General features: G+C 61.1%; 10 protein-coding genes. 3 read left to right on the top strand and 7 right to left on the bottom strand.

The window, feature by feature from the left end:
• Positions 1–8: 8 nt before the first annotated feature.
• Both PLD_RS08555 and PLD_RS08550 read left to right on the top strand, forming a co-directional pair.
• Complete coding sequence (locus PLD_RS08555) at positions 9–722, top strand: DUF3108 domain-containing protein (RefSeq protein WP_159891697.1); 714 nt, start codon at positions 9–11, stop codon at positions 720–722.
• Between the two features lie 283 nt (positions 723–1,005).
• Positions 1,006–1,194, top strand: coding sequence for a hypothetical protein (locus PLD_RS08550; protein WP_159891695.1), 189 nt, complete (start codon positions 1,006–1,008; stop codon positions 1,192–1,194).
• 95 nt (positions 1,195–1,289) lie between these two features.
• Here PLD_RS08550 and PLD_RS08545 read toward each other — a convergent pair whose 3' ends face one another.
• From PLD_RS08545 to PLD_RS08515, 7 genes are all read right to left on the bottom strand, one after another.
• Complete coding sequence (locus tag PLD_RS08545) at positions 1,290–1,829, bottom strand: DUF2058 domain-containing protein (RefSeq protein ID WP_159891693.1); 540 nt, start codon at positions 1,827–1,829, stop codon at positions 1,290–1,292.
• Between the two features lie 26 nt (positions 1,830–1,855).
• A complete protein-coding gene (gene mazG / locus PLD_RS08540) occupies positions 1,856–2,689 on the bottom strand; it encodes a nucleoside triphosphate pyrophosphohydrolase (RefSeq protein ID WP_159891691.1) in 834 nt (277 codons plus the stop codon).
• Between the two features lie 24 nt (positions 2,690–2,713).
• Entirely contained in the window at positions 2,714–4,957 is a 2,244-nt protein-coding gene (gene relA, locus PLD_RS08535; protein WP_159891689.1) for a GTP diphosphokinase, read from the bottom strand.
• 122 nt (positions 4,958–5,079) lie between these two features.
• Positions 5,080–6,432 (bottom strand): 23S rRNA (uracil(1939)-C(5))-methyltransferase RlmD, encoded by a 1,353-nt coding sequence (gene rlmD / locus PLD_RS08530; protein WP_159891687.1) that lies wholly within the window; start codon positions 6,430–6,432, stop codon positions 5,080–5,082.
• A complete protein-coding gene (gene cysM / locus PLD_RS08525) occupies positions 6,432–7,334 on the bottom strand; it encodes a cysteine synthase CysM (RefSeq protein WP_159891685.1) in 903 nt (300 codons plus the stop codon). The genes rlmD and cysM overlap by 1 nt, the downstream gene beginning before the upstream one ends.
• Positions 7,335–7,453: 119 nt before the next feature.
• Positions 7,454–8,827, bottom strand: coding sequence for a sensor histidine kinase (locus PLD_RS08520; RefSeq protein ID WP_159891683.1), 1,374 nt, complete (start codon positions 8,825–8,827; stop codon positions 7,454–7,456).
• Positions 8,814–9,536: a response regulator transcription factor gene (locus PLD_RS08515; protein WP_159891681.1), complete on the bottom strand. Its 723-nt coding sequence runs from the start codon at positions 9,534–9,536 to the stop codon at positions 8,814–8,816. The genes PLD_RS08520 and PLD_RS08515 overlap by 14 nt, the downstream gene beginning before the upstream one ends.
• Positions 9,537–9,755: 219 nt before the next feature.
• Between PLD_RS08515 and PLD_RS08510 the strand changes: the two genes are divergently transcribed.
• On the top strand, positions 9,756–12,509 hold the full coding sequence (locus PLD_RS08510; protein ID WP_159891679.1) for a response regulator: 2,754 nt from the start codon (positions 9,756–9,758) through the stop codon (positions 12,507–12,509).
• Positions 12,510–12,514: the final 5 nt, after the last annotated feature.

Below are 12,514 nucleotides of genomic sequence, written 5' to 3'. Positions count from 1 at the left end.
GAGATTTTATGCGTCGCGCCCTGCTCTTCGCTTGCGCTCTGTTCGCCCTGCCGGCTGTGCAGGCGGCAGACCTTCACCCGTTCTCCGCTAGCTACACCGCCGACTGGAAACAGCTGCCCATGAGCGGCACTGCTGAACGCAGTCTGGAAAAAACCGCCAATGGCGCGTGGAAACTCAGCTTCAAGGCATCGATGATGATCGCCAGCCTGAGTGAGGAAAGCACACTGACCCTGGACAAGGACACCCTGGTGCCTCAGTCCTATCACTTCGAGCGCGGCGGCCTGGGCAAGGCCAAGAAGGCTGATCTGGACTTCGACTGGAACGCCAAGATGGTCACTGGCACCGACCGCGGCGATGCGGTCAAACTGCCACTGAACACCGGCATGGTGGACAAATCCACCTACCAGCTCGCCCTGCAACACGATGTGGCCGCCGGCAAGAAGACCATGAGCTATCAAGTGGTCGATGGCAGCGACGTTGACACCTACGATTTCCGCGTCCTGGGGTCGGAGAAAGTCGACACCAAGGCCGGCCAGATCGACGCCATCAAGGTCGAGCGCGTGCGCGACCCGACACAAAGCAAACGCATCACCGTGATGTGGTTCGCCAAGGACTGGGACTACCTGCTGGTGCGCCTGCAACAAGTTGAAACCGACGGCAAGGAGTACAACATCATGCTCCTCAACGGCACCGTCAACGGTAAGACGGTCAAAGGCAGCTAAGCCACAGCACGATCAAAACCCCGCCAACGCGGGGTTTTTTTTGCCTGACATTTCACCTCGGCACCTCACCGAAAAGGACAAGGCAAGACGCCGAAGATGAAGCTTTTGTCATGAAACCTCCCTGCCTGCGGCGAAATGTCACGGATTCAGCGGGCTGCAGGATTGTCTTCGATTCTGCAAAGGTCTGTTGCAAATTCCGGCGATTTACTTAGCAATCTAACAAAACATATAACGAAGTCCTGCACACGCCTTGCTGCAGATCAACAGAGATTGGAGCTAGCAGATGACTGTAAAAGTAACTGAACGCGACGATTCACACATGTCCCATGAAGGCGTAGCCGCGGGTGTACGGATCTGGGATGTGCATCAACAAGACCTGCTGGTGGGCATGTTCCACTCCGAAAGCGATGCCCACAGCTATAAGGCTGAGCTGGAAAAACTCGAACAGAACCGCGCCCCACAAAGCTCCTGACTCAACATCAGCGCCGGGCCGCCAGATTCCACGCCAATCCTACCGCCCAATAACGAGCAACCCCGCCATGAGCGGGGTTGCTCGTTATTGGGTGCTTACCACATCAAATCATCGGGAATCTGGTAGGCCGCGTACGGATCATCCTCATCCGGTGCTTCGGTAGGGGTATTGAGTTGCACGATACGCCGCGGGTCACGCTCCTGGATCTTCAGCGCCGCCTCCCGTGGAATCACCTCGTAGCCACCGCCGTGATGGACGATGGCCAGGGAGCCGCTGCTCAGTTTGTTGCGCATCAAGGTGTTCACCGACAGACGCTTGACCTTCTTGTCATCGACGAAGTTGTAATAGTCCTCGGTGGTCAACTTGGGCAGGCGCGAGACTTCGATCAACTGCTTGATCTGCGCGGCACGGGCCTTTTGCTCGGCCTTCTCCTGCTGCTGACGATTGAGCTCCTGGTCACGCTTGACCTTCTCGGCCATGGCTTCCTGAGCTGCGCGCTGCTGGGAGTCATCCAGCTCGATCTGGCCTTTGTGGGCCAGGCGTTGCTGCTTCTGCTTGTCTTTGCCGACCTGCTTGGCCTGCTTTTGGTTGACCAGCCCTGCTTTGAGCAACTGGTCGCGAAGGGAAAGGCTCATGGTGCTTACTCACTTAGGCAACGGCCTCAGCCGCAGCTGGGCAAATTCTTTTCCTGACGTTTGGCTTCGCCCCACAGGGCATCCAACTCTTCGAGGGTGCAATCTTCCACGGGACGATGGGTATCGCGCAATGCCTGCTCGATAAATCGGAAGCGTCTGTCGAACTTGGCATTAGCGCCACGCAAGGCGCTCTCCGGATCGACCTTAAGGTGCCGGGCCAGGTTGACCACGACAAACAGCAAGTCACCGATTTCATCGGTGATGGCCGCCGGGTCGTTGTCGGCCATGGCCTCCAGCACCTCGTCCAGTTCTTCACGCACCTTGTCCACCACCGGCAACGCATCCGGCCAGTCAAAACCAACCTGGGCGGCGCGCTTTTGCAACTTGGCAGCACGGGACAAGGCCGGCAAGGCAACCGGCACATCGTCCAGCAGGGACAACTGCAGCGGAGCATCGGACTTCTCGGCACGCTCCTCGGCCTTGATCTGCTCCCAGCGGTCCTTGACCTGCTCCTCAGTGAGCCGCGCAACATCCAGCGGGGCATACAGGTCACCGGTAGGGAACACATGAGGATGGCGCCGAATCAGTTTGCGGGTGATGCCGTCCACCACCGCATCGAACTCGAAACGCCCCTCTTCACGGGCCAGTTGGCTGTAATACACCACCTGAAACAGCAGATCCCCCAACTCCCCCTGCAAGTGGTCGAAGTCACCGCGCTCGATGGCGTCAGCGACTTCATACGCCTCTTCCAGGGTATGCGGGACGATACTGGCGTAGTTCTGCTTGATGTCCCAAGGGCAGCCATATTGCGGGTCTCGCAAGCGCGTCATCAGGTGGAGCAGGTCTTCAAGGCTGTGCATCACTTCATCCCTTTCATACAGGCATCACGGGGTTCGGTTGCGCCGGGTCTCGATGATGTTCGGCAACTGGGAAATTCGTCCCAGCAAGCGGCCCAACGCGTCCAGCCCCGGAATCTCGATGGTCAAGGACATCAACGCAGTGTTGTCCTCCTTATTCGAGCGGGTGTTGACCGCCAGCACGTTGATCCGCTCGTTGAGCAGTACTTGCGAGACGTCACGCAGCAGACCGGAACGATCATAGGCACGGATGATGATGTCCACCGGATAGGTGAGCACCGGCACCGGCCCCCAACTGACCTGGATGATCCGCTCTGGTTCGCGCCCAGCCAATTGCAGCACCGAAGCGCAGTCCTGACGGTGAATGCTCACGCCGCGACCTTGGGTGATGTAACCGACGATCGCATCCCCCGGCAGCGGTTGGCAGCAGCCAGCCATCTGGGTCATGAGATTGCCCACGCCCTGGATCTGGATGTCGCCACGTTTGCCCGGCTTGTAGCCTGCTGCCTTGCGCGGGATCAGTTCCAACTGTTCGTCGCCGCGCTCTGGCTCCACCAGTTGCTGGGCCAGATTGACCAGTTGCGCCAGACGCAGATCACCCGCCCCCAGGGCCGCGAACATGTCCTCGGCGACCTTCATGTTGGCCTTCTCGGCCAGCTTGTCGAAATCCACCTGCGGCAGGCCAAGACGACTCAGTTCCCGCTCCAGCAAGGTCTTGCCGGCCGCAACGTTCTGATCACGCGCCTGCAACTTGAACCAATGGACGATCTTCGCCCGCGCCCGCGACGTGGTGACGTAGCCCAGGTTGGGGTTCAGCCAATCGCGGCTCGGAGTGCCGTGCTTGCTGGTGATGATTTCCACCTGCTCGCCAGTCTGCAGGCTGTAGTTGAGCGGCACGATGCGCCCATTGATCTTCGCGCCCCGGCAGTTGTGGCCGATCTCGGTGTGCACCCGATAAGCGAAGTCCAGCGGCGTGGCGCCCTTGGGCAAGTCGATGGCGTGACCGTCAGGGGTGAAGATGTAGACTCGATCCGGCTCGATATCCACCCGCAGCTGCTCGGCCAGACCACCGATATCACCCAGCTCTTCGTGCCACTCCAACACCTGACGCAGCCAGGAAATCTTCTCTTCGTAATGGTTGGAGCCGGACTTGACGTCGGTGCCCTTGTACTTCCAGTGCGCACAGACCCCCAACTCAGCTTCTTCGTGCATGGCGTGGGTGCGGATCTGCACCTCCAACACCTTGCCCTCGGGGCCGATCACCGCGGTGTGCAGCGAGCGGTAACCGTTTTCCTTGGGGTTGGCGATGTAGTCGTCGAACTCCTTGGGAATATGCCGCCACAAGGTATGCACGATACCCAGCGCGGTGTAGCAGTCGCGCATTTCCGGAACCAGCACCCGCACCGCGCGCACATCGTAGATCTGGCTGAACTCCAGACCTTTGCGCTGCATTTTGCGCCAGATGGAATAGATGTGCTTGGCCCGCCCGCTGATGTCGGCGTTGACTCCAGTGGCCTTCAACTCGTTCTGCAACTGGTTCATCACGTCGGAGATGAAGCGCTCGCGATCCAGGCGCCGCTCATGCAGCAGCTTGGCGATCTGCTTGTATTGCTCAGGCTCCAAGTAACGGAAGGACAGATCCTCCAGCTCCCACTTGATATGGCCGATACCCAAGCGGTGAGCCAGGGGAGCGTAGATATCGAAGACTTCCCGGGCAACCCGGTTGCGCTTCTCTTCGTCGGCGCTTTTCACCGCCCGAATGGCGCAGGTCCGCTCAGCCAGTTTGATCAGTGCCACGCGCACGTCATCGACCATGGCCACCAGCATCTTGCGCAGGTTCTCCACCTGAGCCTGAGTGCCCAATACCAGGGATTGACGAGGACTGAGACTGGCGCTGATGGCGGCCATGCGCAGCACGCCATCGATCAGCTTGGTCACCACCGGACCAAAACGCTGGCTGACCGCGGGCAACTGGATCTGACCCTCACGGACGCCGCGGTACAACACCGCGGCGACCAGTGAGTCCTGGTCCAGCTTGAGGTCGGCAAGGATCTCGGCGATCTCCAGGCCGGTGCTGAAACACGACACGTCCTCGGCGCTGAGCCCCTTGGCCGCGATGTGTTGTAACTCAGCCTCACGAGCGAACTCGCAGGCTTCTTTCAAGGCTTCACGGTCCAGTGCCATGTCGACGCTGACCGTGTGATCGAGCCACGCCTCGAGATTGATACTGCCGTCGGTGTTGATCGGCTGGTGCGCTCTCACCTGTACCATCTTGCTTTACCTTCCCTACGACGCACATTCAATGCGTCAAATCGCTGACCTTCAACTGTCAGGCACCGCTCGCAGGGCCAGCGAGTCGTGCCTGACAGGCCAGTCGGATTAGACAAGCCATCCTAGCTCGCTTCGAATAACGCCATGGCCTCGACATGTGCCGTTTGAGGAAACATATCGAGAATCCCGGCTCGTTTTAACCGATAGCCCTGTTTGATCAATTCGACCGTGTCACGGGCCAAAGTTGCCGGGTTGCATGACACATACAGCAACCGCTTGGCGCCCAGACTCGCCAGCGTGCGAACCACCTCAAAAGCACCGTCGCGAGGCGGGTCCAAGAGTACCGCAGAAAAGCCTTGATCGGCCCACTCGGCAGCGTTCAGGGGTTGGGATAAGTCGGCTTGAAAAAAGCGTGTGTTATGCAAGTTGTTGCTGACGGCGTTTTCAGCCGCTCGCGCCACCATGGTTGCCACGCCTTCCACCGCCACCACTTCCCGCACCTGCTGCGCCAACGGCAGGGCGAAGTTGCCCAGACCGCAGAACAGATCCAGCACCCGCTCGTGGGCCTGTGGTGCCAGCCACTCCAATGCCTGAGCGACCATCGCCTCATTGACACCGGCATTGACCTGGACAAAATCACCAGGCCGATACGCCACGTTCAGATCCCAGGATTCCAGGCGGTAACCCAGGGTCTGTGACGGATCGAACGGCTGCGGTTCGCCTTCGCCATGCAACCACAACTGCGCCTGATGGAAGTCGCAGAAGTCCTTGAGGATCGCAAGGTCGCTTGCGGACAACGGCGCCATGTGGCGCAACAGCACCGCCAGTGCCGAACCACTGAACAGCTCCACATGCCCCAGCGCTTGAGGCTTGCTCAAACGCCGCAGCATCGCCGGCAAGCGACTCATGATCGGTTGCAAGGCCGCTACCAGAACCGGGCAATCGTCGATGGCGACGATGTCCTGGCTGCCGGCGGCCCGGAATCCCACCTCCAGTTGCTTACCCTTTGCGTCCCAACGCACCGCCACCCGGGCGCGGCGTCGATAGCCGAACTCTGGACCGCTCAACGGCGCCGCCCAGACGTCGGGCTCGACCCCCGCGACCTTGAACAACTGCTCGGCGAGCATGCGCTGTTTCAGGGCAAGCTGTTCGGCGTGGGGCAGGTGCTGCACGCTGCAACCACCACAACGCCCGGCGTGGGCACAGGCTGCCGGACGGCGCAGCTCACTGGCGCTGAACAGACGCTCGGTACGGGCCTCCACCACCTTGCCATGAGTACCCAGTACCCGCGCCTCGACGTCTTCACCGGCCAGGGCTGCGCTGACAAACCAGGTGCGGCCATCGACAAAGGCGATGCCACGACCGTCGTTGGCCAGGCGCTGAATGTTCAAGCGCTGTTTCTTGCCCACCGGAATCTGTGGGGCCCGGCTGCCGCCCGCAGGTTGGAAGCGCAAGCCTCTCTCGTGCTTAGCCATCAGTTGGGCGCATCGAAGATGCCGGTCGACAAGTAACGATCGCCACGGTCACAGATGATCGCGACCATGACCGCGTTTTCCACTTCCCGGGACAGGCGCAGCATCGCTGCCACCGCACCACCGGAAGACACGCCGCAGAAGATGCCCTCTTCCCGGGCCAGGCGCCGGGTCACGTCTTCGGCTTCGCTCTGGGCCATGTCGACGATCCGGTCGACCCGACTGGCCTGATAGATCTTCGGCAGGTATTGCTCGGGCCAGCGGCGAATGCCGGGAATGGCCGAACCTTCCATGGGTTGCAGACCGATGATCTGTACCTCGGGGTTCTGCTCTTTCAAATAGCGCGAAGTGCCCATGATGGTGCCGGTGGTGCCCATCGAGCTGATGAAGTGGGTGATGCTGCCCTGAGTCTGGCGCCAGATTTCCGGACCGGTGCTGGTGTAGTGGGCCTCGGGATTGTCGCCGTTGGCGAACTGATCGAGCACCTTGCCACGGCCTTCGGCCTGCATGCGTTCGGCCAGGTCGCGGGCGCCTTCCATGCCCTCCTCCTGGCTGACCAGAATCAACTCGGCACCATAGGCGGTCATCGCTGCCTTGCGCTCGGCGCTGGAGTTGTCGGGCATGATCAGGATCATTTTGTAGCCCTTGATCGCCGCAGCCATGGCCAGGGCGATACCGGTATTGCCCGAGGTCGCTTCGATCAGGGTATCGCCGGCCTGGATCTGCCCGCGCAGTTCGGCGCGAGTGATCATCGACAGTGCCGGACGGTCCTTGACCGAACCCGCCGGGTTATTGCCCTCGAGCTTGAGCAGCAAGGTATTGCTGGTGGCGCCAGGCAGGCGCTGTAAACGAACCAGCGGGGTGTTGCCGACGCAATCGGCGATGGTTGGGTACTGCAAGGTCATGGCGTATTCGCAATCCAGACTGCGGGGGCGCCTATCATACCGGCAAACGTCCAAGCTCCATATCACGCAAAGTACGGCTCTTATGGCTTATTGGAATAAGGCCATCAAGCACAACCCCTTCAAGCCGCCCGCGGCGAACAGGCAGCCTGCAAGCGCAGGTGAATGCGCAAACCCTGAGCCGTGTTGCACGCCCACAATTGCCCGCCCTGACGCACCACCGCATTGCGCGCAATACTCAGGCCCAGGCCAAACCCGCCGTGCCCCGGGCGCGATCCGTCCAGGCGAATGAACGGGGCGAAGATGCGCTCCAGGTCCTGCTCCGCCACGCCCGGCCCCTGATCGTCCAGCCACAGGTGCCAATATTCACCATCGCGGCGCCCGCCCAGGGTCACCCGGGCGCCAGGAGGTGAATGACGGATGGCATTGCGCAGGATGTTTTCCAGCGCCTGGGCCAGGGTATTGAGGTGCCCGCGAACCCAGCAATCCACCTGCAGTTCACACCGCAACTGGTCGGTGGACCAACCGCTCTCGAAGCAGGCATTTTCGCTGAGCATCTCCCACAATGCCTGGACATGGATCTGCTCCTCGGCCAGTGGCCCACGCTCAGTGTCCAGCCAGGCCAACTGCAGGCTGTCCTCCACCAGACGCTGCATGCCATCGATCTCTCGTCCCAAGCGTTCACGCAGCGCCACCAGACTCTGCTCGCCGTCACAGGCCACCCGCAGCCGACTCAGGGGCGTGCGCAGTTCATGGGAAAGGTCACGCAGCCACTGCTGTTGCATCACCACAGTGCTTTGCAAGCGCTCAGACATCTGGTCGAACGCTCGCCCCAACTCCCCCAACTCATCCTTGCGCTGAGTGATCTCGGTGGACAGCCGCGCATTCAATTGCTCCGCACGCCAGGCATTGGCTTGCTCGCGCAACTGATTCAGCGGCACCACCAGCAATCGGTACAACCCCACGCACAACAACAGGGTGAACAACCCAGGAATCACGCCGTTGGTAATGACCTGCCAGAACACGCGGTAGTGACCCGGCATGAAACGCGGCGGCAACTCGATCACCAGACTGCCCAAGGACGGATCGTCGGGAAAGGGTATTTTCAGCCAGGGCAAGCCACGGGCATGCCGACTCACCGGCCAGTCAGCGCCACGCAAGAAAGTCAGGCGCTGGGCTTCGGTCGACGTCAAGGGATAGCTGCTCAGCGATTGCAGATCACTGCCAATTACCCCGATCCAAGTGTGCTCGGAACCGGCCACGTGCTCGATCCACCGATCGATGCTGGCATGTTGCCCGTTCTTCCAGGCCTGCTGCGCTTCTCGGGCGTAACGACCAAGGGTGGCGCGAGCCTCGTCGGAGAGATACAGGTTCTTGCGCTCCACATAGCGCCCCCACGACCAGCTCAGCCAGATCATCAGCAGACAAAAAGCCATCAACAGGCACACCAGCTTCCAAAACAGCGAGTGTCGCCCGGGCAGATCAGACCGGCTCATCGAAGGCGCTCAGCACGTAACCCTTGCCCCACACCGTGCGCAATTCCAGCTTGGCGTAGCCCAGCGCCTTGAGCTTGCGGCGAATCTGGCTGACGTGCATGTCCAGGCTACGGTCATGGGCCGAGTAACCGCGCTGCAGCACGTGCTGATAAAGGAAGGCCTTGCTCAGGACCTCATCGGCATTGCGGTGCAGGGTTTCCAGCAGGCGGTACTCGCTGCGGGTCAGGCCGGCCCATTGCTCGGCAACCCTCACGTCACACCGCGCATCGTCAAACCCCAGGCTCTGCAGGTGGCCGCTGAGCAGCGGCGTGGTCGGACATCGATCCAGCGCCACGCGTCGCAGAATGGCTTCGATGCGCACCCGCAACTCGGCGATGCTGAAAGGCTTGGGCAGATAGTCGTCGGCGCCCAGACGGAAACCACTGATACGATCAGCCTCGGCGCCCAGGGCCGACATCAGCAGCACCGGCGTCGAATGACTCTGGCGCAAGTGGGTCAGTACCGTCAGCCCATCCATCCCAGGCAACAGGATGTCCATCAACACCACATCAAAAGACCGCTGCCGGGCGATCCCCAGGCCCTCTTCGCCATTCTGGCACCAGGTCACGGCGAATCCGCACTGAGCCAATTGCGCCTGCACAGAGGCACCCAATACCGGGTCGTCTTCAATGGTCAAGATTCGGGGGAGTTCAGCGGACACGCGAGTCATTGGTTTATGCTAGTAATTCTCAGTTGCGCAATTATTCAAGATTGCTCGGATTGCGGCAACCAATGCCTGAGGCGCAACCTCGGCCTGGTCTTTTTAGCCGCCGCCGAGCCTGTCGCAATTTGCCAAGATCAGCCCCCAGCAAATCGTTACACTGCGCACGTGGCGCATCACGGACGTGTTCGTCGACCTTCAAAAACAGCGTGGAAGCAGGAGAGTTGCGTGCTCAAGAAACTGGGAATCAAAGGCCGCGTACTGTTGCTGACCTTGCTGCCCACCAGCCTGATGGCCTTGGTTCTAGGTGGCTATTTCACCTGGATGCAGCTCTCGGACCTGCAAACCCAACTGCTGCAGCGCGGCGAAATGATCGCCGAACAACTGGCCTCGCTGGTGGCTCCGGCGATGGGCCATAACAATTCCCAGATGCTCGAACGCATTGCCACTCAGGCCCTGGAACAGCAAGACGTGCGCGCCGTGTCGTTCCTTGCCCCGGATCGCACACTGGTGGCCCATGCCGGACCAAGCATGCTCAATGCACCGCCCAGCGGCGACAGCAGCCACATGATGCAACGCAGCGGCAATGACGCGACCCGCTATCAACTGCCCGTCTTCGGTCGCCATCGCAATCTGGCCGGCGACCTGATCCCCGACGAGTCCGACCGTTTGCTGGGCTGGGTCGAGCTGGAGCTGTCCCACAGCGGCATGCTGCTGCGCGGATACCGCAGCCTGTTCGCCAGTCTGCTGCTGATCGCTGCGGGTTTGGCGGGCACTGCCCTATTGGCGGTACGCATGGGGCGAACCATCAATAACCCATTGAGTCAGATCAAACAGGCCGTGGCGCAACTCAAGGACGGCCATCTGGAAACCCGCCTGCCGCCCCTGGGCAGCCAGGAACTGGATGAACTGGCATCCGGCATCAACCGCATGGCCAGCACCCTGCAAAATGCCCAGGAAGAATTGCAACACAGCATCGACCAAGCCACCGAAGACGTACGCCAGAACCTGGAAACCATTGAGATCCAGAACATCGAACTGGACCTGGCGCGCAAGGAGGCTCTGGAAGCCAGCCGGATCAAATCCGAGTTCCTGGCCAACATGAGCCATGAAATCCGCACGCCGCTCAATGGCATCCTCGGCTTTACCCATCTGTTACAGAAAAGCGAGCTGACGCCCCGTCAATTGGATTACCTGGGCACCATCGAAAAATCCGCCGACAGCCTGTTGGGGATCATCAACGAAATCCTCGACTTCTCGAAAATCGAGGCCGGCAAACTGGTGCTCGATAGCATTCCGTTTAACCTGCGCGACTTGCTCCAGGACACCCTGACCATTCTCGCTCCGGCGGCCCATGCCAAGCAGTTGGAACTGGTGAGCCTGGTGTATCGCGATACGCCGCTGTCGCTGGTGGGCGATCCGCTGCGGCTCAAGCAGATCCTCACCAATCTGGTGAGCAACGCCATCAAATTCACCCGCGAAGGCACCATCGTCGCGCGGGCCATGCTCGAAGACGAACACGAAGACAGCGTGCAGTTGCGCATCAGCATTCAAGACACTGGCATCGGTTTGTCGAACCAGGACGTGCGCGCGCTGTTCCAGGCCTTCAGCCAGGCCGACAACTCGTTGTCGCGCCAACCCGGCGGCACAGGCCTGGGGCTGGTGATTTCCAAGCGCCTGATCGAACAGATGGGCGGCGAGATCGGCGTCGACAGCACCCCCGGCGAAGGCTCGGAGTTCTGGATCAGCCTGAACCTGCCGAAAACCCGCGATGACGCCGAAGACTTGCCAGGTCCACCGCTGCTGGGCCGGCGTGTGGCGGTGCTGGAAAACCACGAGCTGGCGCGCCAGGCGCTGCAACATCAGTTGGAAGACTGCGGCCTGGAAGTTACCCCGTTCAACACCCTGGAAGCGTTGACCAACGGCATCACCGGGGTGCACCAAAGCGAGCAGGCGATTGATCTGGCGGTGTTGGGCATCACCAGCAACGACATGCTCCCCGAGCGCCTGAGCCAACACATCTGGGACCTCGAACACCTGGGCTGCAAGGTCCTGGTGCTGTGCCCGACCACCGAACAGACGCTGTTCCAGCTGTCGGTGCCCAACCCTCACAGCCAGTTGCAGGCCAAGCCGGCCTGCACCCGCAAACTGCGCCGCGCCCTGTCCGACCTGGTCAACCCGCGCCGGGCCCGCAACGAACCGGAAGAAAGCCTGTCCAGCCGCGCACCGCGCGTGCTGTGTGTCGACGACAACCCGGCCAACCTGTTGCTGATCCAGACCCTACTGGAAGACATGGGCGCCAAGGTGCTGGCGGTCGACAACGGCTATGCCGCCTTGCACGCGATCCAGCAGGAACCCTTCGACCTGGTGATGATGGACGTGCAGATGCCGGGCATGGACGGTCGACAAAGTACCGAGGCCATCCGCCAATGGGAAGGCGAACGTCATGGCACACCGCTGCCCATCGTCGCGCTTACCGCACATGCGATGGCCAATGAAAAACGCGCCTTGCTGCAAAGTGGCATGGACGACTACCTGACCAAACCCATCAGTGAGCGGCAACTGGCTCAAGTGGTGCTGAAATGGACCGGGCTGGCCTTGCGCAACCAAGGCCCGGAACGCGCCAGCGAACGCCCCGGACAGGGCCTGGAACTGCAAGTGCTGGATCAGGACGAAGGCTTGCGTCTAGCCGCGGGCAAGGCCGATCTGGCGGCGGACATGCTGGCCATGTTGCTGGCCTCGCTTGAGGCCGACCGCGAAGCCATCAAGGCGGCCCGCGCGGCGAACGATCACAACGCCCTGATCGAGCGGGTCCACCGCCTGCACGGCGCCACCCGCTACTGCGGTGTGCCGCAATTGCGCGCCGCCTGTCAGCGCAGTGAAACCTTGCTCAAGCAGCAAGATGTCAAAGCCTATGCCGCCTTGGACGAACTGGACCACGCCATCGCTCGCCTGGCCAGCGAAGCGCGGATCAACGCCTGACCCAG

The sequence above is a fragment of the Pseudomonas sp. LD120 genome, from assembly GCF_009861525.1.
Lineage (GTDB): Bacteria > Pseudomonadota > Gammaproteobacteria > Pseudomonadales > Pseudomonadaceae > Aquipseudomonas.
This window is presented reverse-complemented; position numbering and strand designations above follow the sequence as displayed.

Excerpts from the sequence above, each read along its gene's own strand:
- rlmD (WP_159891687.1), bottom strand. The coding sequence starts at position 6,432 with ATGGCTAAGCACGAGAGAGGCTTGCGCTTCCAACCTGCGGGCGGCAGC.
- PLD_RS08520 (WP_159891683.1), bottom strand. The coding sequence starts at position 8,827 with ATGAGCCGGTCTGATCTGCCCGGGCGACACTCGCTGTTTTGGAAGCTG.
- PLD_RS08545 (WP_159891693.1), bottom strand. The coding sequence starts at position 1,829 with ATGAGCCTTTCCCTTCGCGACCAGTTGCTCAAAGCAGGGCTGGTCAAC.
- cysM (WP_159891685.1), bottom strand. The coding sequence starts at position 7,334 with ATGACCTTGCAGTACCCAACCATCGCCGATTGCGTCGGCAACACCCCG.
- relA (WP_159891689.1), bottom strand. The coding sequence starts at position 4,957 with ATGGTACAGGTGAGAGCGCACCAGCCGATCAACACCGACGGCAGTATC.
- mazG (WP_159891691.1), bottom strand. The coding sequence starts at position 2,689 with ATGCACAGCCTTGAAGACCTGCTCCACCTGATGACGCGCTTGCGAGAC.
- PLD_RS08515 (WP_159891681.1), bottom strand. The coding sequence starts at position 9,536 with ATGACTCGCGTGTCCGCTGAACTCCCCCGAATCTTGACCATTGAAGAC.
- PLD_RS08550 (WP_159891695.1), top strand. The coding sequence starts at position 1,006 with ATGACTGTAAAAGTAACTGAACGCGACGATTCACACATGTCCCATGAA.
- PLD_RS08555 (WP_159891697.1), top strand. The coding sequence starts at position 9 with ATGCGTCGCGCCCTGCTCTTCGCTTGCGCTCTGTTCGCCCTGCCGGCT.